This is a genomic window from Streptomyces sp. DG2A-72, assembly GCF_030499575.1.
Classification (GTDB): Bacteria; Actinomycetota; Actinomycetes; order Streptomycetales; family Streptomycetaceae; genus Streptomyces.
The window spans coordinates 9,568,312-9,592,250 of record NZ_JASTLC010000001.1; the positions used below are offsets into that span (position 1 = coordinate 9,568,312).

General features: G+C 71.9%; 21 protein-coding genes and 5 pseudogenes. 16 read left to right on the plus strand and 10 right to left on the minus strand.

Annotation, left to right across the window (positions count from 1 at the left end):
• Positions 1–20: 20 nt before the first annotated feature.
• Entirely contained in the window at positions 21–1,790 is a 1,770-nt protein-coding gene (locus tag QQY66_RS45200; protein WP_301986290.1) for an amylo-alpha-1,6-glucosidase, read from the plus strand.
• Between the two features lie 113 nt (positions 1,791–1,903).
• A pseudogene (locus QQY66_RS45205) lies at positions 1,904–2,547 on the plus strand (dihydrofolate reductase family protein).
• Between the two features lie 10 nt (positions 2,548–2,557).
• Here QQY66_RS45205 and QQY66_RS45210 read toward each other — a convergent pair.
• Positions 2,558–3,709, minus strand: a pseudogene (locus QQY66_RS45210) (sensor histidine kinase).
• Positions 3,710–4,287: 578 nt separating this feature from the next.
• Here QQY66_RS45210 and QQY66_RS45215 point away from each other — a divergent pair.
• The 5 genes from QQY66_RS45215 to QQY66_RS45235 are packed head-to-tail and all read left to right on the plus strand — an operon-like array spanning position 4,288 to position 8,164.
• Entirely contained in the window at positions 4,288–4,476 is a 189-nt protein-coding gene (locus QQY66_RS45215) for a hypothetical protein (RefSeq protein WP_301986291.1), read from the plus strand.
• Between the two features lie 22 nt (positions 4,477–4,498).
• Positions 4,499–5,209, plus strand: coding sequence for a hypothetical protein (locus QQY66_RS45220; protein ID WP_301986292.1), 711 nt, complete (start codon positions 4,499–4,501; stop codon positions 5,207–5,209).
• Positions 5,206–6,171: a hypothetical protein gene (locus QQY66_RS45225; RefSeq protein WP_301986293.1), complete on the plus strand. Its 966-nt coding sequence runs from the start codon at positions 5,206–5,208 to the stop codon at positions 6,169–6,171. The genes QQY66_RS45220 and QQY66_RS45225 overlap by 4 nt, the downstream gene beginning before the upstream one ends.
• The gene (locus tag QQY66_RS45230) at positions 6,168–7,088 is read left to right on the plus strand and encodes a hypothetical protein (protein WP_301986294.1); all 921 of its coding nucleotides are present in this window, start codon (positions 6,168–6,170) and stop codon (positions 7,086–7,088) included. Before QQY66_RS45225 ends, QQY66_RS45230 begins: the two co-directional genes overlap by 4 nt.
• Positions 7,085–8,164 carry a serine hydrolase gene (locus tag QQY66_RS45235; protein ID WP_301986295.1) on the plus strand — a complete coding sequence of 360 codons (1,080 nt, stop codon included), beginning with the start codon at positions 7,085–7,087 and terminating at the stop codon, positions 8,162–8,164. The genes QQY66_RS45230 and QQY66_RS45235 overlap by 4 nt, the downstream gene beginning before the upstream one ends.
• 75 nt (positions 8,165–8,239) lie before the next feature.
• On the opposite strand, the gene QQY66_RS45240 is transcribed toward QQY66_RS45235, so the two are convergent.
• Entirely contained in the window at positions 8,240–9,613 is a 1,374-nt protein-coding gene (locus QQY66_RS45240; RefSeq protein WP_301986296.1) for an alpha-lytic protease prodomain-containing protein, read from the minus strand.
• A 167-nt stretch (positions 9,614–9,780) separates the two neighbouring features.
• On the opposite strand from QQY66_RS45240, the gene QQY66_RS45245 reads away from it, so the two are divergent.
• Positions 9,781–10,572, plus strand: coding sequence for a class I SAM-dependent methyltransferase (locus tag QQY66_RS45245; protein WP_301986297.1), 792 nt, complete (start codon positions 9,781–9,783; stop codon positions 10,570–10,572).
• Positions 10,573–10,617: 45 nt separating this feature from the next.
• Here QQY66_RS45245 and QQY66_RS45250 read toward each other — a convergent pair whose 3' ends face one another.
• Together QQY66_RS45250 and QQY66_RS45255 are read right to left on the minus strand one after the other, a co-directional pair.
• Positions 10,618–11,193, minus strand: coding sequence for a helix-turn-helix domain-containing protein (locus QQY66_RS45250; protein WP_301986298.1), 576 nt, complete (start codon positions 11,191–11,193; stop codon positions 10,618–10,620).
• On the minus strand, positions 11,127–11,495 hold the full coding sequence (locus QQY66_RS45255; RefSeq protein WP_301986299.1) for a hypothetical protein: 369 nt from the start codon (positions 11,493–11,495) through the stop codon (positions 11,127–11,129). The genes QQY66_RS45250 and QQY66_RS45255 overlap by 67 nt, the downstream gene beginning before the upstream one ends.
• A 181-nt stretch (positions 11,496–11,676) precedes the next feature.
• Between QQY66_RS45255 and QQY66_RS45260 the strand changes: the two genes are divergently transcribed.
• The 3 genes and pseudogenes from QQY66_RS45260 to QQY66_RS45270 all read left to right on the plus strand — a co-directional run.
• The gene (locus QQY66_RS45260; protein ID WP_301986300.1) at positions 11,677–13,614 is read left to right on the plus strand and encodes a maleylacetate reductase and hydroxyquinol 1,2-dioxygenase domain-containing protein; all 1,938 of its coding nucleotides are present in this window, start codon (positions 11,677–11,679) and stop codon (positions 13,612–13,614) included.
• A gap of 46 nt (positions 13,615–13,660) precedes the next feature.
• Positions 13,661–13,855 (plus strand): annotated as a pseudogene (locus QQY66_RS45265) (FAD-dependent monooxygenase); the annotation flags it as partial.
• Positions 13,856–13,863: 8 nt separating this feature from the next.
• Positions 13,864–14,568: pseudogene (locus QQY66_RS45270) on the plus strand (Tat pathway signal sequence domain protein); the annotation flags it as partial.
• A gap of 79 nt (positions 14,569–14,647) precedes the next feature.
• On the opposite strand, the gene QQY66_RS45275 reads toward QQY66_RS45270, so the two are convergent.
• A complete protein-coding gene (locus QQY66_RS45275) occupies positions 14,648–14,839 on the minus strand; it encodes a CsbD family protein (protein ID WP_301986301.1) in 192 nt (63 codons plus the stop codon).
• Between the two features lie 131 nt (positions 14,840–14,970).
• On the minus strand, positions 14,971–15,204 hold the full coding sequence (locus QQY66_RS45280; protein WP_301986302.1) for a hypothetical protein: 234 nt from the start codon (positions 15,202–15,204) through the stop codon (positions 14,971–14,973).
• Between the two features lie 119 nt (positions 15,205–15,323).
• Here QQY66_RS45280 and QQY66_RS45285 point away from each other — a divergent pair, with 119 nt between their 5' ends.
• The 4 genes from QQY66_RS45285 to QQY66_RS45300 all read left to right on the plus strand — a co-directional run bounded on the left by QQY66_RS45285 (position 15,324) and on the right by QQY66_RS45300 (position 17,908).
• Positions 15,324–15,473 (plus strand): hypothetical protein, encoded by a 150-nt coding sequence (locus tag QQY66_RS45285; protein ID WP_301986303.1) that lies wholly within the window; start codon positions 15,324–15,326, stop codon positions 15,471–15,473.
• A 180-nt stretch (positions 15,474–15,653) separates the two neighbouring features.
• On the plus strand, positions 15,654–16,166 hold the full coding sequence (locus tag QQY66_RS45290; protein ID WP_301986304.1) for an EamA family transporter: 513 nt from the start codon (positions 15,654–15,656) through the stop codon (positions 16,164–16,166).
• A gap of 101 nt (positions 16,167–16,267) precedes the next feature.
• Positions 16,268–16,912, plus strand: a complete 645-nt coding sequence (locus tag QQY66_RS45295; protein ID WP_301986305.1) for an endonuclease — start codon at positions 16,268–16,270, stop codon at positions 16,910–16,912.
• Between the two features lie 135 nt (positions 16,913–17,047).
• Complete coding sequence (locus QQY66_RS45300) at positions 17,048–17,908, plus strand: fructosamine kinase family protein (protein ID WP_301986306.1); 861 nt, start codon at positions 17,048–17,050, stop codon at positions 17,906–17,908.
• 67 nt (positions 17,909–17,975) lie between these two features.
• Here QQY66_RS45300 and QQY66_RS45305 read toward each other — a convergent pair.
• Positions 17,976–18,383 (minus strand): annotated as a pseudogene (locus QQY66_RS45305) (hypothetical protein); the annotation flags it as partial.
• Positions 18,384–18,411: 28 nt separating this feature from the next.
• On the opposite strand from QQY66_RS45305, the gene QQY66_RS45310 reads away from it, so the two are divergent.
• Entirely contained in the window at positions 18,412–19,029 is a 618-nt protein-coding gene (locus QQY66_RS45310; protein ID WP_301986307.1) for a beta-galactosidase trimerization domain-containing protein, read from the plus strand.
• On the opposite strand, the gene QQY66_RS45315 is transcribed toward QQY66_RS45310, so the two are convergent.
• The 3 genes from QQY66_RS45315 to QQY66_RS45325 form a co-directional block, all read right to left on the minus strand.
• Complete coding sequence (locus tag QQY66_RS45315; protein WP_301986309.1) at positions 19,011–20,069, minus strand: LacI family DNA-binding transcriptional regulator; 1,059 nt, start codon at positions 20,067–20,069, stop codon at positions 19,011–19,013. The two genes, QQY66_RS45310 and QQY66_RS45315, sit on opposite strands and share 19 nt — an antisense overlap.
• 63 nt (positions 20,070–20,132) lie before the next feature.
• Positions 20,133–22,493, minus strand: coding sequence for a beta-galactosidase (locus QQY66_RS45320; protein WP_301986310.1), 2,361 nt, complete (start codon positions 22,491–22,493; stop codon positions 20,133–20,135).
• Between the two features lie 111 nt (positions 22,494–22,604).
• On the minus strand, positions 22,605–23,750 hold the full coding sequence (locus QQY66_RS45325) for a sugar MFS transporter (protein WP_301987713.1): 1,146 nt from the start codon (positions 23,748–23,750) through the stop codon (positions 22,605–22,607).
• Between the last annotated feature and the right edge of the window lie 189 nt (positions 23,751–23,939).

A 23,939-nucleotide genomic window follows, 5' to 3' on the forward strand; every position in this document is an offset into this window, starting at 1 on the left:
GAAGAATCGAGTAACTCTGCATGACCGCCGCCCGATCCGGCCCGGCCTTCTCCCTCCACGACATCCCGTTCAGCACGCATGGCTCCTGGTTCGGTATCTCCCCTGTGCTGGCGGAGAAGACGTACGCCGAGGACCTCCACCTCGTCTCCCACCAGAACGGCATGCACCCGGTCCTGCGCTTCGTCCCCCTCGACGCCACGACGGGAGAGCGGGCCGAGACCAGTGTCACGGCGACGCCGAGTCTCCTCAGGTGGGCCCACGGGGGAGGGCGGATCGACCTCGCTTACGAGTCGCCGGACACCGTACGCCTGCGCGGGGAAGGGACGAGCCTGCGTATCACAGCGGCGGCGTCGACACTGACGCCATTCACGGGGACGTACTTCTACCGGGATCCGGTGGACGGGGCGCACGTCTTCACGTCGTACGAGACCGGCCGCCGGTACCGGGTCACGGTGCTGGCGGGCATCGTGCAGGGAGCTACTGGCAGTCAAGCCCTGGGCAACGCCGACCGCGGCCTCACCATCAGCGCGGAGGCCGGGGGCACTTGGGAGGCGGCTGTCGAGGAACTCGACACCGCACGCAGCCCCGTCACAGCCCGGACGACGTTCAGCGAGGTCGTCACCACCGCGGAGCAGGACTTCGCGGCCTTCGCCGACGCGGTGGCTCCCTGGCGCTCGCCCGGCACTGCGGCAGCCGAACTCGCCGTGTACGTCCTGTGGTCAGCGACCGTGGAGCCGACAGGCCTGGTCACGCGACCCGCGGTGCTGATGTCCAAACACTGGATGGACAAGGTCTGGAGCTGGGACCACTGCTTCAACGCCCTCGCCCTGGCCCCCGGAGCGCCCGCCCTCGCCCGGGACCAGTTCGCGCTGCCCTTCGACCACCAGGACGAGAGCGGCGCCCTGCCCGACTCGGTCACCCACTCGGAAGTCCTCCGCAACTTCGTGAAACCACCCATCCACGGCTGGACCTTCAGCCACCTGCGCAGACGCCTCACCGAACCCCTCGATCGAACCGAACTCGCCGAGACCTACGACAGACTGGAGCGCTGGACGGACTTCTGGCTCACCGCACGCCGCGCACCGGGGGCCGCCCTGCCGCACTACCAGCACGGCAACGACAGCGGCTGGGACAACGCCACCACCTTCGACGCCGCGCGTGTGATCGTCACCGCCGACCTCGCCGCGTTTCTCGTCCTCCAACTGCGCGAACTCGCCGCCCTGGCGAAGGAACTCGGTCTCGCCGGCGACGCGCGGAAGTGGACACGTAGCGCGGAGGACGTCCAGGCGGCCATGTTCGACGAACTCTGGACGGGGGAGCGGTTCGTCGCCCGCGGCGTGGACAGCGGCGACACCAGGAGCAGCTCCAGCCTGCTCGACCTGATGCCGATCGTCCTGGGCGAGCACCTGCCCGAGCACATCGCCAAGAGCCTGGCCGCGCGCATCGAGGCCCACCTGACCCCCTATGGACTGGCCACCGAACTCCCCGCCTCCCCGCACTACCGCCCTGACGGCTACTGGCGCGGCCCGATCTGGGCACCCGCCACCGTCCTCATCGAGGACGGCCTACGCCGCAGCGGCCACCAGCGCCTGGCCGACGAGATAAGCGCCCGCTTCCGAGGCCTGTGCGAAACCAACGGGTTCGCGGAGAACTTCGACGCCTTGACCGGTACGGGCCTGCGCGACCGCGCCTACACCTGGACCGCCGCCGGCTACCTCCTCCTCGCCGAAGCCCACGAACACCGGCAGACGCTCGACAGAGCCGAGGCTTCGACGGAGTCGATGCGCTGACGTCGGAGTGGCCTTCTCTGAAGTTCCGGGAAACTGTCGATCCGGCCGTCTCCCATTCGACGCAGGGGTGAGAGGCAGGGAAGGCCCTGCCCGGCGACAGCGCAGGAGAACACATGGATCAGCTGCTGAGAGTCCAGAACTTCAACGTCTCGAGTGACGGAGTGGGCGCCGGCGTGGACCAGAGCTTCGAGAGCCCGTTCGGCCTCCCCGATGCCGCGAGGCTGTTCTCCTGGGCCGGTGCCACGGCGAGCTGGCCCATGCGCACCGACCCCGGGGGCAGCCGGGGCCTCGACGACTACCTGACCCGGGACTACGCACACAACATCGGCGCCGAGATCATGGGCCGCAACAAGTTCGGACCCCAGCGGGGAGCCTGGCACGACCATGAGTGGCGCGGCTGGTGGGGGACGAGCCCCCGTTCCGCACGCCGGTGTTCGTCATGACTCACCACAAGCGTCCGTCGTTCACCCTCTCCGACACGACGTTCCACTTCGTGGACGGCGACCCGGCCACGGTCCTCGAGCAGGCCCGGGAGGCGGCGCAGGGCAAGGACGTCCGACTCGGCGGCGGGGTCACCACCATCCGGCAGTTCCTTGACGCGGACCTCGTCGACACCATGCATGTGGCGGTCTCGCCGGTGAAGCTCGGGTCCGGAATTCGACTCTGGGAGTCCCCCGATGACCTGCTCGACCGGTTCCACCTGGACGTCGTGCCCAGCCCGAGCGGCGTGACGCACCACCTCTTCTGGCGGAGGTGACGAGTTCCCCTCAGGATTTCCCCGCCGAGAACACCGCCCGCACCTCCCACTCCACGCCACCACGCGGCCCGGCCTCCAGCTCGCCGCCCAGCGCGGTCGCCGTTCCTTCAGGCCGACGAGACCGAAGCCGCCGCCGTGGGCGGCGGCCGGGAGTTGGGTGCCGCCGCGGCCGTCGTCCGCCACCGACACCACCAGGCGATCGGTGTCGGTGGCGGATCGCAGGCGGACCTCGATGTGCGTGGCGTCGACCGCATGCCGGCGGATGTTGGTGAGGGCCTCCTGGACGACCCGGAAGGCCGCGGCCTGCACCTCATGGGGGAGGGCGTCGGGGGACAGGGCGGGGTCGCGGTGCAGGGCGACCTGCCGGCCCGGCGTCGCGAAGCCCTCGATCAGTTCCGCGATGCCCAGGAGGTCGCCGACCGGGCGGCGGTCGGCCGCCTCGGGACCGGTGTCGCGCAGCACGCCGACGGTGCGGGGCATCGAGGCGAGGGCCTCGGTCGCGGCGCGTTCGATGCCGGCCAGAACGGGGTCCAGGTCCTGTGGCCGGGTGGTCGCCATCATGCGGGCCACCTGGGTCTGCACGAGGATGCCGGGTGACGTGGTGGGCGACGAAGTCGTGCAGGTCGGCGGCGATGGCCAGGCGTTCGCTGCGGCGGGTGTCGCTGACGGCGACGGTGCGGCGGTAGTCCATCGAGCGCAGATAGCCCGCGAACCCCGCGACGAGGCCGACCAGCAGCAGACCGATGATCTGCAGGCCCAGCACGTCGCTGCTCAGCGTCACGTCACCGCGTACCGGCAGGATGAGCAGCGCGCCCGCGTCGAGGGCGCCGCACACCACGGCCCAGCGCGGCGGGCAGTGCCGTACGGCGATGAAGAGCAGGCACAGCAGGATCATGATCTCGCCCGGGCCGAGCAGGGCCGAGGCGAGAGCGGGCACGGCGGTACGCACCTGCGGCGTGAGCCACTTGGGCCGCCGCCCGGCCGGCCACAGCACAGCGGCCAGCCCGATGAGCACCATGGCCAAGGTCGGCCAGACGGGGCCCGCCGTCGGCAGGACGCTCGTTCCGTCGGAGCCCGCGAGGAGGAAGTCGGCGGCACATGCGGCGAGCAGGACACCGACGGCAAGGCCACGGGCGCAGCCCTGGACGGAAACGGTGTTCATGCGATCACCGTAGGCCGAACCCCCGGCAGCGGGATCGGCCGAATGACCGAGGGACCTGCCGATGGCGCCGACCTTATGACCGAGGCGCGCGCCGGGGCGTGCGGGCGAGGGCGGGGCCGCATCCTCACCACGGACATCAGGACTTCGCGACGCAGCGCAAAGGTTCCTCGTCGGCGTCGTCGGCGGTGCGACCACGTGACCAAGGCCGACGCCAAGAGCGTCACCCCGCCAGGAACCTGGTCCAGCTGCCCGGCCGCAAGGCCACCCACGCACCGCCCGGTCAAGGCGAGTCTTTTCAACTCCTCGCCGGTTCCCGTGACTTCACCAACCACCTCTTCGGCGAGCAGCCGGGGTACGCGTACGCCGGGAACCGGGTTCACACCGCGACAGGCAACTTCGTACGACTCGAGACCGACTTGCCCATGGCGGACGGCGGACCCGTTGCTGTCCTGAGGAGGACTAGGCGCCCCAAGAATGTTGAAGAAGTGACGTATTGCCACGTCTGGGAAAAGATGCGTGCTCTGTGACTCTGTGGTGATCTGGGTTGTGGAGGGGGTGAACCCAGAGGAGATGGTGATATGCCTTCCACTGACAAGGCGTTCGAGGACATCACGGGCGTCCGGAGCATCGACATCGAGGCGGCGCTCGACCCCGCGGAGCCCGACGGTGTCTTCCGCGACAGCCGGGAGTGCGCCGCACTGGCGCTGCTTTCCGCCGACACCAAGCTGCTGCTGTCCCCGCCGACCCCTCGCCCCAAGAAGGGCTGAGCGGACCGACAGGAGCAGCTGAATGGAGCAGTCAGGCGCTACGACCCTCTTGCAGGGCGCGGTGCAGGACGTTGCGTCGGACGTGGTCTCCGCCCTGCGTGGCGGAGACCACGTGCGAGTGTCCGGCACAGAGGCCGTGGACGGCCATGGGGGAAGCCTCGCGCTCGCCGCCGTACGCGTGTTGGGAGCGGATCTGCTGCTGCCGCACGTCCTCTTCCGCACCCCGCCCGTTCCCGAGACCCTCACCGTGTTCCGGGAGACCGTGGAGGCGTTCCCGCCCCGCGCGGACGCGGCTCCCACCGTCATGTGGAGCCACTGGGCCATGCGTTGCGCGCTACGGCGACTCGACCCGCCCCCGACCGGCCTGCCCGGCACGGACGCGACCGCGGAACCCGACGCCCACTGGCTCGACGAGGCGACCTGGCAGGTGCTGACGCATCAACTCGCCGTCCTGGCCCCGCTCGCGGTGCCCGGCGAGGACTGCGCGGTGGCCCGCGTGGCCCGGCGCCGCACGGTCGACGTGGCCCGGGGCTTCGTACGGGCGGTGCGCCGCAGGGACTGGCAGCAGGCAGCCGGGGCCGGACGCTGGCTGACCCTGCTCGAGGACGTACCGGACGCACTCGGCCTCGAGGCGGGGCTGGACTTCGTGGAACTGATGGGCGGCACCGACCCCCGTGTGGCCCTCCAGGCACAGGCGGCACGCGTCATACGGGCCGCCGGAGCGCTCGTATGACGGCAATGGACGTCAGCGAGATCCGGGAAGTGGCAGCGGGCGCCTTCGCCTGGCTGTCCGCGCACCGCGGCGACTTCACGCTGGGGGACGACGCGCTCACCGCGGACGGCCACGTGGACGCCACCTGGAAACCACTCGGGGAACTGGCCCAGACCTGCGCGAGCGTAGGCGCGCACACTCCGCCGTCGGACCCGCTGCACGCATGTGCCTGCGACCTGTTGCGGTTCGCGTGGCAGCAGACCGGCCGGGGCGAGCTGTTCCTCCGGCTCCAGGCGCTGGAGCCCTTCGCGACGTACCCGCTGGAGGTCTACTCCGTCTTCGCCGCGGCCGGACTGCGGCACTCCGGGTACGAGGCCGCCGCCGCCACGACGGCCCGCACCCGGGGCTGGCGGCTGACCGAGCAGGAACCGACCCGCCGGCTCGGCGTCCTGAAGGCCGAGCATCGCAGCGGCATCCACCGGCCGGAACAGGACACGCAGGTGCTGCGCCGGACCTGGCTGGGCGGACTGCCGGAACCATGGACGTTCGAGCGCTCCTCGGGGTACGCGCTCACCCACGTCGTCTTCCACCTCACCGACTGGGGCCGCACCCCCGAGGGCGTCCCCGCGGACCTGGCCGCCTACCTCGCCGACTGGCTGCCGCCCTGGCTCGACACCTGCCTGGACGCCGGGATGTGGGACCTGAGCTGCGAGCTGCTGATCGTCGCCGCGAGCCTCCCGTCCCCACCCCACCCCGGGACCCTTCAGCACGCCTGGCCGCGGATCGCGCGGGCGCAGCACGCCTCGGGCGCGCTCCCGGAGCAGGGCCCGCGGGGCGACGCCGGAGCAGATCCGGAGCCGGACTTCCGCCGCTGCTACCACTCCACGTTGATGGCCGCGTTCGCGGCGGCACAGACCCTCAAGTGCCTTACGGGCGAGGGCGGTATGCACCACCGGTACGGGGAACAAGGAGTGCCCGGATGACCGACACCCGTCTGATACACACCGTCGGCGTCCGCGCCCTGGAGTGGCTGTGGGCCCATCGCGACGGATTCCGCCTGGAGCCCGACGTCGATCCGGAAGTGGGCTTCCTGGAGCGCTTCAAACCGGTCGGCGAACTGGCCCTGATCTGCCGGGTGTTGTTCCGCGAAGGCGTGGCCGGATCACAGCAGGCCGAGCTGGCGCGCAAGCTCGTGGACCACACCTGGCGGCACACGCTGGACGGCGGTCGCATGCTGGTCCGCGGGCAGCGCATCGAGCCGCTCTCGCCCATCCCGTTCGAGGTGTACCTCCCGTACAAGGAACTCGGGTACAGCGAACCCGAGGTGGAGCGCGCCACCGTCCTCTACCACCGGCTCGACAGCTGGGCGGCCCTCGAACTGGACCCGACCCGACGTCTTGGACTGGCCGCGTTCCAGCGCCGCTTCGGCCTCACGCCCAGCCCGCCCGAGGCGGACCTCGTCGGCGCCACCTGGCTGGCCCGCACGCCCGAGCCCTGGACGGTCAGCGGGCACATCGCCTACGACGTCACCCACGCGGTGTTCCATCTCACCGACTGGGGAGAGCACCCCGAGGGCCTGCCGCCGGACATCGCCGACTACCTCGCCATGTGGCTGCCCGTCTGGATCGACGACTGGCTGGACCTGAAGCGCTGGGACCTGCTCGGCGAACTCCTCGTCGTCGACGCCTGTCTGCCCCGCCCCACCCTGGACGCACGGGCCTGGGAGGGCTTCGCCGCCGCACAGCAGCCAGACGGTGCCATGCCCGCCTTCGGGACGATGCCCGAGGGCGATCCGGACGAGGTGTTCGACCTCGTCTACCACCCGACGCTGGTCGCCGCCTTCGCGTCCCTGCTGGCCACCTCCCGCGCCCTCTCCGAGCTGGCGCACGCCACCCCATGACCGGCCGCTCCACGCCCTGGCCGGGCGGCGCCGACGACATCGACCAGGACGGCACGGGCGGCCCCCTCGGCAGCGACGACACGGTGCGGGAGCGGCTGGAGAGCGCCGTCCACGCCGTCGACGCGCCCGACGTCGTCTTCGCCGTCTCCCGGGCCGGTCACCGCACCCTGCACTGCGGCGGCACGGCCCCGCCCCCGCCGGTCCCCCGCGAAGACCTGCGGTACGAGATCGGGTCGGCGTCCAAGACGTTCACCGGACTGCTGCTGGCCCAGCTCGTCCAGCGCGGCCTGCTGACCGGCGGCGAGCCGGCCGCCGCCTGCCTGGACCCGGCCCGGCGGACCGATCCGGCCCCGGTGACGCTCGCCCACCTCATCACGCACACCGCCGGACTGCCCGCCCTGCCGGCCGACTTCTACGTGCGGGCGATTCCCGCCTGGCGCACCAACCCCTACGGCCACTATCCCGCCGAGCGCGTGACCCGGGCGTTCCTGCGACACCGCCCCCGGCACCGGCCCGGCACACGGTGGGAGTACTCCAACTTCGGCGTCGCCGTGCTCGGCCACGCCCTCGCCGCGGTCACGGGCACGGCCTGGGACGAGCTGCTCGGCGCACACGTACTGCGTCCGCTCGGCCTGAGCGGCACCGCGCTGCGGCCGCAGGACCCGAAGACCGACGCCGTCGGACACGGCAAGGACGCCCGCACCCGCACCGCCGCGTTCGACGCGGGCGGCTTCCAGGCGGCGGGTGCCGTCCGCGCCACCCCGCACGACCTGCTGACCTTCCTCGAAGCCCACCTCGACCCGGCCGGCTCCCCGCTGGCCGACGCACTGCGGGCGGTGCGCACGCCCCTGCTCCGCCGCGGTCTTGGACACCGGCACGTGCACACGATGGCGTGGTTCCGGCACCCCACGAACGGCGGGCCGATGTACTTCCACAGCGGGGCGACCCTCGGCCAGCAGGCGTTCCTCGGCTTCAGGCCCGACACGGGCACGGCCCTGGTCGCGCTGTGCACCCGCCGGTTCCGCGCCCGCGACTCCTTCGTCGCCACCGCGTACGCGCTCCTCGCGGAGGAGTAGCAGGCAGCGGGGGGCGGACGGTGCGGGAGCATCGCCCCCGCACCCGACGTCGTACGACACCCGCAGTCTCCGCACCTACAGCTTCTGCCACAGGGCCGGAGTGGCACTCGGCGACCACACGCCCCGCGCCTGGTGGGTCTGCAGGCACTGGTAGCGCACACCGGAGTGGGTCACCGTGGTGCCGGCCTCGTAGACGTGGCCGGCGGCCCATGCGTTCTGCACCCCGTTGTCCTGCTGAGCGGGCGGCAGGGCCTCGGCGGACGCGGTCTTCAGGACGAGGCCGAAGTCCTTGAGGATCGGGTTGACCGGCTGGTAGTAGGTGGTCCCGCCGCTGGCGCAGTCGCCCGAGCCGCCGGAGGTCACGCCCTGCGCCTGGCTGCCGGAGACGTACGGGCCGCCGGAGTCGCCCGGCTCGGCGCACACGGTGGTCTTGGTCACGCCGTCGACGGTGCCCTGGGAGTAGTCGACACTCGTGTCGTGCTGCTCGATTTTGCCGCAGCGCCATCCGGTGGTGGAGCCGGAGCGGCAGATCGACGCCCCCACGAGTGCCTGGACCGAGCCGGTGATCTCCGTCTTCTCGCCGCCCTCGCCCTTGACATCCGGCGTGGCGGTCCAGGCGGTGTTGACGCCGACCCAGGACATGTCCTTGCCGGGGAACGTGGAGGCCTTGAACGTGCCCTGGTCGGCCTTGTTGTAGCCGGTGGTCTTGTCGCCCGTGTCGCCGCAGTGGCCGGCCGAGGCGAAGCCCTGCTGCGTGCCCTTGGTGACGGAGAAGCCGACGGAACAGCGGGCCGTGGTCTCGATGTAGTAGGCGTCGCCGCCGACGATGTCCGCCAGCAGCCGTGGCCGTGCCGAAGACACGCGGACGCCGACGTTCTGACCCTGGACGCCGGCCGCCTTGATGAAGGCGGTGGCGGCCGACTGCCTGACCGCCTCGACGACGACCCGGTTCGCCGGTACGTCGACGTACCAGACCGGCGTGTCCCGTGTCGTGACCCGGGCGGCGGCCGTGTCCAGCTTCTCCTTGACGGCCTGCAGCTCGCTCAGCGTCCGCTTGACGACCGCGGCCTTCGCGCCCTGGGCCCGGATGGCGGGCACGTCGGCGGCCCGCGTGGTCGCGACGGTGAGTTCGGCGGAGGTCGCCCCCCGCACCCAGGCCCCCGCGAAGCGCTCGCCCAGGGCGTTGCGGAGACGGCCCGCGCGGACGCCCGCCTCCGCCTCGTTGACCAGACGCTCGGCCGCCTGGCCCGGCGTCAGCCCGAGGTCACGCTGCAGGGCACGCAGCAGCGCCGCCGACGGCCGGTCGGCGCCGACCGTCTGCGCGGCGGTGGACCCGGGCACCGGCTTGGGTGGCTCGGCCGCCGCGGTCGAGGTGATCCCGGTGAGGGCGAGGATCCCGAGAGCGGTCAGGGCGGTGCGGCGACCGGCCGCGGCATGTCTGCCGATCATGCGATGTACCTCCATCGAGTACGGGTGAGAATGCGACGGAGTCCAGGCGTTTACGGAAAGACATGAGTTCATGTCAAAGGGGCCGAGTTTTCGCGCTTTGGGGGACGTTGAGGGTGCCATGTGCGCTATGCAGGCTGAGCGCGAACCGGATGAGAGGAAGGACCGACGTGGCCGACTACGCACTGACCCTCAGCGACTCGGAGATCGAGCGCTACCGGCTCATGGCCGATGCCGCCGAGCGGCGGGAACGCGATCTGTGGGTGGCCGCCGGCGCGGTGCCCGGCGCGCGGATCGCCGATGTGGGATGCGGACCGGGCGCGATCGCGGTGCGGCTGGCGGGCATGGCGGCCCCGGACGGTGCCGTATGGGCGGTCGACCGGGACGGCGACGCGCTGGCCGTCGCCTCCGCACTCGCCGCACGAACCGGCGTACCCGTGCACACCGTCGGCGGATCCGCCGCCGCCACCGGGCTGGCCGAGGGCACCTTCGACCTGGTGATGCTGCGGCATGTGCTGGCCCACAACGGCGGCCGTGAGCAGGCGATCGTCGACCATCTCGGCACGCTGGCCCGGCCCGGCGGCGCGGTGTACCTCGTGGACGTCGACCTGAGCTCCTCCGGTCTACGGCACGCCCCTCCCGAGTTCGACGAGATGGACGACCGCTACCGCGAACTGCACCGGCGCCGCGGCAACGACCTGACCGTGGGCACCCGGCTCGACGAACTGCTCACCGCCGCGGGCCTGGAAGTCGTCACCTTCGAAGGCCACATCGACGTCTTCGCGCCCCCGCCCGGCATGCGCGGACCCGTCTGGGCCGCCCGCGACACCCTCGTCGCCGAAGGCCTGGCCACCCCCGGCGACATCGCCCGCTGGGACGACGCCTTCCGGCGGGCCGAGCACACGGCGAGCGGACGCCGCTTCTTCGCCGCCAACTTCATCGCCGTCGGCCGACGCCCCTGACAGCCGCTTCGGGCCGGCTCACGCGCAGGTCACCTCGGCAGACGGTCAGCCTTCGCGGCGCAGCGCCGCCGGTGTCGTACCGAGGTGGGAGCGGAACACCCTGGTCAGGTGCTCCTGGTGGGAGAACCCGCACGCGGCTGCCACTTGCGCGATCGGCAGGGTGCCCGCACGCAGCAGCCGGGCCGCCTGCTCCACCCGCACTCGCACGAGATACCGGTGTGGAGGGCACCCGGTGCGGGCCTTGAACCGCCGGGCGAACTGGCTGACGCTCAGCCCGGTGGCCGATGCGAGGTCCGCCAGCGAGAGCGGCTCGGAGAGCCGGGCGTCGAGAAGTTCCCGGACGGCCGCGAACTGCCGGTCGCTGAGCCCTACTTGGCGGCCGGCCGGCTCGGCGTCACGCTGCCGCACACTGTGCCGGCGCGCCAGCTGCGCCGCCGTCATGAGAGCGAGTCGGTCCGCGTAGACGGCCCCGCTGGGCTCCCAGTGTCGTACGACTCCGTCGAGCGTGAGCACGAGCTGTTCCAGCAGCGGGTCCGTGCTGCCGAACTCCTCCTTCAACCGCACGGTCCGCTCGTCGTCCGCCGTCGCCTGGAGCGCGGCGTCCGAGAGGTAGACGTGCACCGTGCTGAGATGGCCGCCGAGTTCCACGTCCAGCTCTGTGGCGGCCGGATGCAGGAACAGGCCGCCGGGGGCACCTGCCGGGCGGCGGTCAGTCCCCGGCGCCCGCGCCGGACGGTCACGGGTCCGTCCAGGTGCAGGATCAGCAGATGGCTGTCGGCTCCGGGGAAGGCGTCCCGGTACGGCACTTCCCGCTGCGTCGACACGAACAGCCGCTCCCAGCCGAGCCCCGCGCTGCTGCGGACGGGACGCACGCCCGGCCGCGCCAGGATGCCGTGGGTGTCACCGAGTCCCATCTCGCCCATACGGCTCTCCTTCGCGCCCCGGTCAGTCTCCCGGTCCCGCGCTCACGTGGGCAAGCGGCAGCGGGTGTCGCCGTTTTCGTGCAGCGGGATGCGGCGATTGTGCAGGCGCGACGCGCCACCGGGTACGGATACTGGCGCAGACGCCTCGACCCCCACAGAGCACAGCATGGAGAGCGGCCTCATGAGGAGTTTCGTCCATACGGCCGGACCGAGCCGGGTGATCTTCGGTGCGGGCACCCTCGACCGGGTACGCGAGGAGGCCGAGCGGCTCGGCGGGTCCCGGGTCATGCTCCTGTCGGGCGGGTCACGCGCCCTGCGCAAGGACACCGAGCGGCTCCGTGAGGTCCTGGGCGAGCTGGTGACGGCCGAGTTCGCGGGTGCGGCCATGCACACTCCCGTCGAGGTGACAGAGCAGGCCCTGAGGCTGCTGCGTGACCGGAGCGTGGACTGCCTGGTGGCGATCGGCGGCGGCTCGACGACCGGCCTCGCGAAGGCGCTGGCGGTCCGCACGGATCTGCCTCAGGTCGTCGTGCCGACCACGTACGCCGGTTCCGAGGTCACCCCCGTGCTCGGCGAGACCGTCGACGGCCGCAAGACCACCCGCTCCTCGCCCGCGATCCTGCCCGAAACGGTCGTGTACGACGTCGAGCTCACCCTCGGCCTGCCCGTCCCGGCGACGGTGACCAGCGGCATCAACGCCCTGGCCCACGCCGTGGAGGCCCTCTACTCCCCGGACGCCACTCCGGTCACCGACGCCATGGCCGTGGAGGCGGTCACGGCCATCGGCAGGGCGCTCCCGGCCCTCCCCGACGACCCGACCGACGTAGCGGCACGGGCCGAGCTGCTTGAGGCCGCCTGGCTGGCGGGCGCGTGCCTCGGTGCCGTAGGCATGGGGCTGCACCACAAGCTCTGCCACACACTGGGCGGCGCCTTCGGCCTGCCGCACGCCGAGACCCACACCGTGGTCCTCCCGCACGCGATGGCGTACAACGCGCAGGCCGCCCCTGAGGCGATGGAGCGCATCGCACGCGCCCTGGGCGTCCCCGACGCTCCCACCGGTGTCTTCGACCTGATCCACCGGGTCGGCGGCCCCACCTCGCTGCGTGAACTCGGCCTCGACGAGTCCGACCTGGACCGCGCGGCAGAACTGGCCACCGCACAGCCGTACCCCAACCCGCGCGAACTGACCCGCACCGGACTCGCCGGCCTGCTGCGAAACGCCTGGCAGGGCCGCCGCCCCGAAGGGCCTCCCGACCTGCGTCCGCTCACCGAAGAGGTCGTGGCGAGCTTCGCCGGCTGCGAGAACCCGCGCCTCAGGCAGCTACTGACCGATCTCGCCCGCACCCTCCACGCCTACACGATCCGCAACGACCTCACTCCGCAGGAATGGCAGTCCGCGATCGACTTCCTCACCGAGGCCGGTCACATCACCACCGACACCAGGCAGGAGTTCATCCTGCTCTCCGACACCCTCGGCGTGTCCAGCGTGGTCGACGCGCTCACCAACTCCCGTACGCCCGACACGACTTCGTCGGCGATCCTCGGCCCCTTCTACGTGGCCGGGCCGCCCGCCGCCGAACACGGCAGCGACATCGCGGGAGACTTCACCGGCACACCGCTGTGGGCGGACATCCGGGTCACCGACCGCGAGGGCACGCCGGTCTCCGGGGCCGTCGTGGACGTGTGGCAGTCCAACGAGAGGGGCTTCTACGACGTCCAACTCCCGGATCTGGACGGCCCGGTGCTGCGCGCCCGGTTCACCACCGACGAGGACGGCCGGTTCACGTTCTGGTCGATCCTGCCGTCCGAGTACCCGATCCCGGACGACGGGCCGGTGGGCAGGATGCTCTCCGCGGTGGGCCGCCACCCCTACCGTGCACCGCACGTGCACTTCCTGATCGACGCCCCCGGACACCAGCCCCTGATCACCCAGCTGTTCGTCCGCGGTGGCGCCTATCTCGACGGAGCCCCCGGGCAGCGCGACGCGGTCTTCGGCGTGAAGGACGACCTGATCACGGACTTCGTCCCGCGCACCGGCCCCACACCCGACGGCCGGCATGTCGAGGGCGAGTGGCGGCTGCTCGAGTTCACCTTCCACATCGCGCGCCTCGACGACTGAACAGCCTTTTCTCTCACGGTTTTTGACAGAGCTTCACGGAGACAGCATGAGCGCGCCTGAGCAGCACTACGACACCGACGTCCTCGTCATCGGCAGCGGCCCCGCCGGCGGTACCGCGGCCCTGCTGCTGGCGACCTACGGGGTGCACACCCACCTGGTCACCAAGTACGGGTGGCTCGCGGACACTCCACGCGCCCACATCACCAACCAGCGCGCGATGGAGGTCTTCCGGGATCTCGGCTCCGCACGAGCTGGGGCGACACCATCCGTGTCTTTCCCGCCGTGCCGGGGGAATGGCGGGACGTCACACTGCACGACTTCCGCACCCAGGGCGCGTTCCTCGTCAGCGCCGTCCGCCGGGGCCGCCGTACCCGCTGGGTACGCGTCCGCAGCCTCGCCGGGATCGGCGGGCCGGCTCCCGACTGGCGCGACCTCGGCGGCGGCGTGGTCGAACTCGACCTGCCCAAGGGCGCGGAGGCCGTGATCCACCCGGCGGGCCGGCGCCCCGAGCTGCGGACCGCCCCCGTACCGATCTCCGCTCCCGCCGACCGGTGGGGCCTGCCGGAGCTGCCGCAGACCGGCCAGACCTCCGACAACGGGATCGGCTTCGCCTTCACCAACGGCAGCGAGGGAACGAACAACAACGTCGTCCCGGGCGGCCAGAACATCTCCGTACCGAAGGGCGCCTACGGCAAGCTGCACGTGCTGGGCGCGGGCGACACGGCGAACGTCACCGTCCCGGCGACGCTCCGGTACGCCGACGGGACCACCGCCTCCACACACCTCCGGCTCACCGGCTGGCTGGCATCGGGACCCGCGTACGACGAGACCACAGCGGTGATGGCCAGTCAGATCCGCACGCACAACGGGCCGTTGGGCACCAAGCGGGCCATCTTCCACCAGGTCGTGGAGGTCGACGCGACCCGGCAGCTCACCGCGGCTGTCGGCGGGTAGGTGCGGGCCGTGCGGCGCCGCATGCGTTGAGGCCGCGGGCACGGCTCCACCGTGTCCGCGGCCTCAGTCCCACGTCCGCTCAGGCGCCGTCCCGCTTCGCGGAACGCCCGCTCTGCTTGATCCGCTCCTGGGCCTTCCCCTTGAGCTTCTTGGCTTCCCCGCGCGCCTGCTCGAGCTTGCCCTCGGTCTGCATCTCTCGATCGCCGGTGACCTTTCCGGTCATCTCCTTGGCCTTGCCCTTCATCTTGTCCGCGCGGCCCTTGTCGGCCATGGCTCCTCCTTGGGTGAGACAGGGCTTGCTCGCCCAAACTAAGCGGGTGGGGCAGACCCCGCGCGTCGGACGATGACGCTGCGTAAGCACCGCGCCGCCGAACGGCCGGGGTGTGGACCTTCCGGACGCGGTCAGCCGTTCAGCCGCGTGCGCAGCAACTGCTTGCCCAGTTCGGCGCCCTTGCGGCTGTCGGCCTGCGCCTTGCGGAACAGGTCCACGACCTCCGTGTCCTTTTCGCGCTCCGCGTCCTGGATGAACGTCTCCAGCCGCAGCGCGTTGTTCAGGCAGGCCTCGACGTACCAGATCAGGTTGTAGTCCTTGTCCGGCGTGCCCGTGATCCCACCGGTCTCCGTGCTGCTGGTCATGGTGAACCTCCTCCGGTCCCGAACGGAACGCTCGAGTACCCCGAGCGGCGAGGCGTACACGGCCTCCCGAGCGCTGGTCACCGGCGGATAGCGACGGCTGTGACGGGCACCTGAAGCGGATGGGTGCTCTGCTCGCCCTGGCCTCCGCGGTCTGCTACGGCATCGTCGACTTCGCCGGCGGGCTGCTGTCCCGCCGGGTCCACTTCGCCGTCGTCACATTCCTGGGCCAGGTCGGAGGCTTGGTCCTGGCCTCGTCGCCGCGCTGCTGATGCCCGCGACAGCGGTCCGGTCCACGGATGTCGCCTGGGGCGCGGCGTCCGGCGCCGGAAGCGCCGTGGCCATGCACTTCCTCAACCGCGGTCTGAGCCGTGGCGCCATGAGCATCGTGATCCCCGTGAGCGCGGTCACCGGGGTGGCACTGTCCGTGCTGTGCGGCGTGTTCCTGCTCGGTGACCGGCCGACTCCGCTCGCCTGGCTGGGCATCTGCCACCGTTCCCGCTCTGTGGCTCGTCTCCGCGGGCGGCGACGGCCACGGAAGCCGAGACCCGTCCGGGCGGCGGCTGCCGGTGGACGGTCTGATCGCCAGTGGGGGAGTGGCGCTCCAGTACATCGGTCTCGCCCAGGCGGATCCGGCGAGCGGCCTGTGGCCCGTGGCGGCCGGCCGGGTCGCCGCGGTTCTCCTCCTGCTCCCGGGCATCCGGCGGCACGCTTCCGAGTTCCGCCGGCCCGTACGGTCGCTGGGCTGTGCGGTCCTGATCGGGGCGGGAGCGGCGCTCGGGCTCATCCTGTATCTCCTCGCCGCCCACCAGCAGATACTGGCCGTCGCCGTCGTCCTGGCCTCCCTGTACCCGGCGGTCCCGACGGCCCTGGGGCTTGCCTTCCTGCACGAAAAGGTCACCCGAACCCAGACGTCGGGTCTGCTGATCGCGGGCGTCGCGATCGTCCTGCTCAGTCTGGGATGAGCAGCCGGCTGCCGTACGGCCGCATCGACCGGACCTGGGGCGGGTACCCGGAGCCGACAGCCAAGGGAACCTTGGGATTCCGTTGAATCGGCGGCGTGACGATGAGTGCGAAGACCGACAACGCGGTGGTCCGGGCCCTGCTCGACCGGCAGGAGCGCACCTACGCGGCGCAGGCCGGGATCAGGCTGCGCAATACCCCCGGCCCCCTCTACCAGACGCTGGTGCTGGCGATCCTGCTCAGCGCCCGGATCAAGGCCGATATCGCGGTGGCGGCGGCAAGGGCGCTGTTCGACGCCGGAATGCGCGACGCTCGCTCGATGGCGGACGCGACCTGGCAGGAACGCGTCGACGCGCTCGGCGAGGGCGGCTACCGCCGCTACGACGAGCGGACCGCGACGATGCTCGGCAAGGGGGCCGAGCTGCTGCTGGAACGCTACAAAGGCGATCTCCGGCGACTGCGCGAGGAATCCGACCCCAAGAAGGCCCTGCTGGACATACCCGGGATCGGTCCCACGGGAGCCGATGTCTTCCTGCGCGACGTGCAGGGCGTATGGCCGGAGTTCGCACCGTACTTCGATCGCAAGGCCCAGGACGGTGCGCGCCGGCTCGGACTGCCGACGTCGCCCGACAAGCTGGCCGGATTCGTCGGCAAGCGTGACGTGCCCCGGCTCGCGGACGGCCTGGTCCACGCGGCCCTCGACAAGCCCCTGGCCGACGAGGTGCTCGACGCCGCGAAGGCGGCGTGACAAGCCGTTCCGGAGTACGGCCCAGGGCGCGCCCCGCGTGCCGCGTTACGCTGGCGCCGTGCCGGACCTGATCGAAGTCGCGCCGCTGCACCGCCCTGACACACCCAGCCGCCTTGCGTACGGGCACCCCCGTTCATGACCGCCGGTACCCCGCGCGCCGCGGCGGCGCGACTCACCGGGCGCCGGGTGACCCACGAGCGTCGGCTCAACGCCACACTCTCCGAAGTCACCCTCGATGGCGGCCACATGGTGATGGTCAAGCGCGGTGACGGCCCCGCCGCCGCGCAGGCCGAGGCGGCCGGGCTGCGCTGGCTCGCCGCCTCAAGCACGGTCCGCGTACCGGAGGTGCACGGCCACGACCGTCACTGGCTGGTGTCGGACCGCGTCCCGCCCGGCGCACCGACCCGCGCTGCCGCGGCCCGCTTCGGCGGTGAGCTGGCCGCCCTGCACACATCCGGTGCTCCCGCGTTCGGCGCCCCGCCGCCCGATGGCCCGGTGGACGCGTACATCGGGCTGGCCCCGATGCGTAACTCGCCGGGCACCGACTGGCCGGAGTGGTACGCGGAACACCGAGTACTGCCGTACCTGCGCCGCGCGGTCGACATCGGCACGATCCGCCCCGCGGAGGCCGCCGTCATCGAGCGGGTCTGCGAGCGGCTGCCGGAGCTGGCCGGCCCTGCCGAGCCGCCCGCCCGGCTGCACGGCGACCTGTGGAACGGAAACGTGCTGTGGGGCGCCGACGGTCACGCCTGGCTGATCGACCCGGCCGCGCACGGCGGACACCGTGAGACCGACCTGGCGATGCTCCGCCTCTTCGGCTGTCCCCACCTGGACCTCGTACTGGACGGCTACCAGCAGACCGCACCCCTGGCCGACGGCTGGACGGACCGCGTCGGACTGCACCAGCTCTTCCCGCTGCTGGTCCACGCGGTGCTCTTCGGCCGTGGCTATGCGGAACAGGCCCTGGACGTGGCTCGGGCGGCACAGGCGCGGTGATCCGCCTGTGCCGCCCGAGCACGAAGTCGAGGGCGAGGAGAGCGAAGGGACTGAATCATCGAAGCCGCAGATGCTCGCGCACCGACAGCACGACCCGGCCGGAGACCAACGGGGCGACCTCCTCCACGGCGGCCACGACGGCATCGCGCTCCTCCTGGCTGACGGCCGAGCGCAGCAGCCGGTCCAGCGAGCGGAACAGCTTGCCCGGCGCGGACTTCAGCAGCTGGGCCGCACCCGTGACGTCGTCCATACCGAGGAGTTCCTCGCCCCGGCCGTCGAAGGACGGCGCCCGCTTCTCGCCGCGGGCGACCGCGAACACATCGGCGGCATACGGCAGTCGCGGGTACTCGTGCGGATGCAGCCGCTCACCGAGCCGCTTGAACGCCTCGCGATGCGCGTGTACGTCGGACACCACGGAGTCGAGTCCCGCCATCAGCGCACGGCGGACCCGGCGGGGCAGCCCCCGCGTCCTGGTCGCCCCCGCCTTCTACGCCGCCGCCGACTTGACCCTCGACCGGCTCAAGGAGTACGCGGCGAACGGCGGCCACCTGATCCTGGGCCCCCGCACGGCCTACGCCGACACCGAGGCCAGGGCCCGCAGGGAGGCACAGCCGGGACGGCTCGCCGAGGCGGCCGGAGTGACGTACGACGAATTCAGCAACCTCGGAGCACCGCTCACCGTGACCGGCAGCTCCGGTCTCCAACTCCCGCCCGGCGCCCACGCGTTGCACTGGACGGACGGTCTGCGGCCGCAGGGCGCCGAGGAGCTGGCGGCGTACGAGCATCCGCACTTCGGGCGCTGGCCCGCGGCCACCACACACCGGCATGGAGCCGGCCGGATCACCTATGCCGGCACGGTCCCCGGCCCCGAGTTCGCCCGGGCCCTGTTCCCGTGGGCCGTCCCGGCGGACGAGTGGCGCCCGGCCCTGCCGAGCGTCACCGCGACCTCCGCCACCGCCCGGGACGGCCGGCGGGTGCGCTTCCCGCACAACTGGTCGTGGGAGCAGGTGTCGGTTCCGGTGCCCGCGGCCGTACGGGATGTGCTGTCGGGCGCGGTGCATCCGGAGGCGGTGCCGCTGGGCCACTGGGACGTGAAGGTGCTTCAGGAGGAGCGGCCGTAGGGACCGCTGCTGCGGCGGACGACCAGTTCGACCGGGACGAGCGGCTCGGCGCGGGGTGGCGCGGCGGGGTCGTCGATGCGGTTGAGCAGCAGCCGCAGTGACCGGGTGCCGATCTCGGCGAAGTCCGTGCGGACGGTGGTCAGCGGGGGGAGGAAGTGGGCGGCCTCGGGGATGTCGTCGTAGCCGACGACGCTGACGTCCTCGGGGACGGCCCGCCCGGCCTCGTGCAGGGCGTGCAGGACGCCGAGCGCCATCTGGTCGTTGGACGCGAACACCGCCGTGACGTCGGAGCGGCGGGCCAGCCGCCGGCCCAGGTCGTATCCGGACTCGGCGCTCCAGTCGCCGGTCAGCGGGGTGTGCACCTTGGCCCCGGCCGCCTCCAGCGTCGCCTGCCAGCCGGCGACGCGCAGGTCGGCGGAGGTCCATCCGGCCGGGCCCGCGATATGGAAGACGGTCGGATGACCGAGGCGCAGCAGGTGCTCGGTGGCGTCACGGGCACCGATGCGGGAATTCGCGGTGACCAGGGGCGGGCCGCCCCCGAGGTCGTTCTCCAGGACCACCAGCGGGCTGTCGAGGCGGGCGTCGGCCAGCGCCCGGCCCACCCACGACTGCGGGGCGATGGCGATCACGCCGTCCGCACCCTCGGCCGACAGCCGGTCCACGGCCTGGATCACCGTGTCGGGGTCGGCCGTGTCGAGGGCGATGGAGCTCACCAGGTAACCGGCCTCCTGCGCCGCCGTGTTGATCGCCGTGAGGATGGAAGCGGGCCCGTAGCGCGCCGCGTCGAAGGAGATGACGCCGAGCATGCGGGTCCTGCCGCTGGCCAGGGAACGGGCGCTGCGGCTCGGCCGGTAGCCGAGCGTACGCATCGCGGCCCGCACCGCCTCGCGGGTCTCGGGGCGTACGGCGGGGTTGTCGTTGAGCACCCGGGACACGGTCTGCTTCGAGACACCGGCCAGTCGGGCCACGTCGTCCATGACGGGACGCGCCCCGGCGAAGTTCCGACGGCTGCGCCCCTTCGGAACGGCGCTACTGGTCATGGCGGGTGTTTCCTCGGCATCGCGGCGGCAGGCCCTCAGCATAGGCCGCACGCACGACCGGCCCTATCCCGGCCGGACCGCCCACGACCGGCCCGCCACCCACTCGACCCGCTCGACGGCAGCCGTACCCCAGTCCTCGCGGGCCTCATCGGGCACATACACCCGGGCGTCGGCGTCCGGCTGCAGCACCCGCACCCGCAACCCCTCGGCACGCAGCGCCTCGGCCGGAAGCCGGTCCAGGCCGATGTCCCACACGCGCCCCGAGTAGAACTGATCGGCGACCAGGACGTCCCCCACGTACGCACGCGCCACATCTCCGATCCAGTGGATCCGGACCACCGTCCCGCGCTGCGGCAGATCTTCGGGTACGTCGATGCGGTACTCGGCGGCCGTGGTGTCGAAGTGCTTGCCGGCGGGCGCGCTCGCCCGCCCCAGCACACCGGTCGCACCCTTCGGCGCCGGGCCGGCGGGCCGCACCAAGGCGAACGGAAGAGCGGCGCCGGACCCAGCCTCGCTGTCGATCGTGTACCGGGCGAACACCCCGTCGGCCGTCTCCCGCAGCCCTCCAGGCGCCCGCTCCGGAGCGGGCAGCACGGCGAACGACGTGCCGTGCACTCGCACCTCGTCCCGGTCGAAGACGACCCCGCCCGCGCAGAGCACCAGCCGCTCGGCACCCCACGCCACACCCCGGTAGACGGTACGAGCCGTCGCCGCGTCCAGGACCAGCAGTCCGACCCTGCCCCCGTCCGCCGCGACCACCTCGACCAGCGCGTCGGTACCCGGACGCACTCCGCTGACCAGCACACGGCCATCGGCGTCCGCGACCTCGCCGGACGGCGCGCTCACCGACGCCACCGTGCCCGCGTCCAGGGCGAGTTCAGGAGCGATGCCGTCGACGGCCGCCAGCACCAGGACCGTACGCTCGCCGTCCTGGACGGTGCACACCGGCTGAGCGGTGGCCCACTCCAGCCGGACGCCCGCGATGTCGAGACGCAACGGCCAGCAGAAGTACGCCCCTTGCGGGACCGTGACGGGACTGCTCGGGATGGTCAAATCCCTTGTGCTGCCCGGGAATTCGACCGTGAGGGACGTGTCCCGACGGTCGGGAAGCGGCTCGTGCGGCTGGTGGTTGTTGACGAACAGGAACCCCGACACACCGTCGCTGCGCACCGCCCACCGCAACGTCTCCCGGTCGCCCTGCCCCACCGGCTGCACCTCGGGCAGCACGGACTCCATCGGCGCGATCAGACTCCCGAAGTCCGCCAGCATCAGGTGCTGGAGCCGGAGTTCGTGGTAGGAGTCCCGGTACTGTCCGTACTCGCCGAGCGGCGCCTGGAAGTCGTACGTCAGGACCGGCAGGTCGTTCGGGTAGCCGGTGGCGTGCGACTCCTGGAGGGTGGTGAGCTCACCGGCCGGATTGGTGCCGCCGTGGAACAGGTAGTAGCCCTGCCAGACCGAGCCGCAGCCGATCTTGGTGAGGCCGAGCGCGCCGATGTCGGCGGCCTCGACGCGGGGACGCCGGTGATAGGCCACGGCCATTCCGCCGCCCAACTCGCAAGTGGCCCACGGGAAGTGATCCGGCACGGCGGACGGATCGCCGCCACGTACCGTCGTGGGCCGCAGGTCGGGGCCGATGGCCTCGTCGTCGCGCTGATGGGTGAAGAAGAAGTGCTTGCGGCAGGTGTCGGGCCAGCCGCCGTCCGCCTCCGTCCAGAACGTCTCGGGATAGCCGCCGTACAGCGGAAGCAGGTCGCCGGGCGGGAGCCGGACCCCGCCCCAGGCGGTCGACGTCCACAGCGGTGCGCTCAGTCCGGCCTGCTGGGCCATGCGCTTGAGGGTGAGGAGGTGACCGGGCTGGTCGTACAGCTCGTTCTCGATCTGGATGGCGACGATCGGACCGCCGTGGGCCCGGTCGAGGCCGTGCAGCTGTCCGGCGATCGCCGCGAACCAGGTGCGTACGGGATCGAGATACGCGGGGTCGTCGGTGCGGGGTGTGCAGTCGCGGGCCAGCAGCCAGTCGGGCAGGCCTCCGTTGCGTACCTCCGCGTGTGACCAGGGGCCGATACGGGGGATGAAGTCCAGGCTGTGACGGGCGCAGAGTTCGGCGAAGCGCCTCAGGTCGCGGTCGCCGTCGAAGCGGATCCGGCCCTCGATCTCCTCGTGATGGATCCAGATCAGATAACTGGCGACGGCGGTCACCCCGCCCGCCTTGATCTTCAGCAGCTCCTCCTCCCAATCCCGGGCCGGGTAGCGGGAGTAGTGGAACTCGCCGGAGACCGGGAACCAGGGTTGTCCGCCGCGGGTCAGGTAGCGGCTGGTCACCTCGATCGGGTCGGGTACGCCCGGGGCATCGGCGAAGGGCAGATGGCCGGTCAGCGGGGGAGCGGGCGGGGCGGGGATGCGCAGGCGGTGCGGGGGCGTCATCAGGGGTTCTCCGATCCGGGGTCGGGGGTGTTGTCGGTTGAGCTGAGCGGTCTGAGGGCGGTCGGGCGGGGCTGTGTTGAATCTGCGGCTACCGCCGCGATGGGGGAGCGATCAGCCCCCACCGGCCCGCGGCGAACAAACCGCATACTCAGCGGAGCGCTCAGCGCGGCGTCCGGTCGCGCGGATGAGCCAGAGCGTGGCGGCCAGGCAGACCGCCGAGACGGCGCAGAGCAGCAACGGGACCGCACGGATCCCGGACCACTCGATGGCCTTCCCGAGCGTCGGACCGGCCGCCACACCGCCGACCATCGAGGCGGCGATCACGACGGCACCGGCCCGCCGGGCGCCCGGGGCCGCCCGGTTCAGCCACGGCAGCCCGGTGGGAAAGATCGGCGCGATGAACAGACCGACACCGGCGTACGCGTACGGGGCGAGGCCCGGCACGGCGGCCAGCAGCAGGCAGACCGTCATGCCCGCGCAGGAGACGGTGATGATGGCCTGCGCCGAGAAGCGCAGCGCGAGCGGCGCCACCAGGAAACGGCCGACGGTCATCATCAGCCAGTACACGGACGTGGCGGTGGCCGCGGCCCCGGCGCCATAGCCCACGGTCTCCAGATGGGTGGGCTCCCAGCCGCCCACCCCGGCCTCGATGCCCACGTGCAGGACGTACAGCGCGACGAACACGGCGAGCACCGAGCCGAGGCTGCGGCGGAGGACCCCGGCACCGGACTCCGGCACCTCTGCGTCGGGCGCGGGCCCCTGGTCCCGTACGCCCCTCAGGCACAGCAGCAACGGCAGGTTGGCCAGCGCGAAACCGAGGAACACCGCGGGATAGTGCTCCGCGCCCACCGCGCCGATCAGCGCCGGGCCGAGGATCGCGCCCACGCCGAAGTGCGCGTTGAGGACGTTCAGCATCGCGGTGGAACGGTGGCCGAAGCCGACCGCGAACAGCTGGTTCAGCCCGTAGTCGATCCCGCCGAACCCGAGCCCGGCGAACAGCGCGGCGGTCAGGGCGACGGGCCAGTTCTGCGCCAGCGCGAACCCGGCCGCACCGACCGCCATCAGCAGATAGGAGACGCCGAGAAGCCGCCGGTTGCCGATCCGGCCGTACAGCCGGTCGAAGAGCAGCACACCGGCCACCCCGCCCACGAAGTGCGCGCTCAGGGCCAGCCCGGCGGCCGAGGGTGACAGGCCGAACTCCTCGCGGAGGGCCGGGATCGAGGGGCCGTAGAGGGCCTGGAGCACGCCGATGAGCATGAAACCCACGCAGGACGCGACCACCGCGGAAGGGCTGAAGACGGAAGGAGCCGGAGGAGGGGTGAGGGGCCGAGCGGTCTGTTGTTCGGTCACGAGAAGGGATGTTACCGGTAACATTCAGTGGCGGGTCAAGACCCTGAGGCGAGGCGACCGTCGCCCCGTTGAGTAATCAACGGACTGATAATTTGA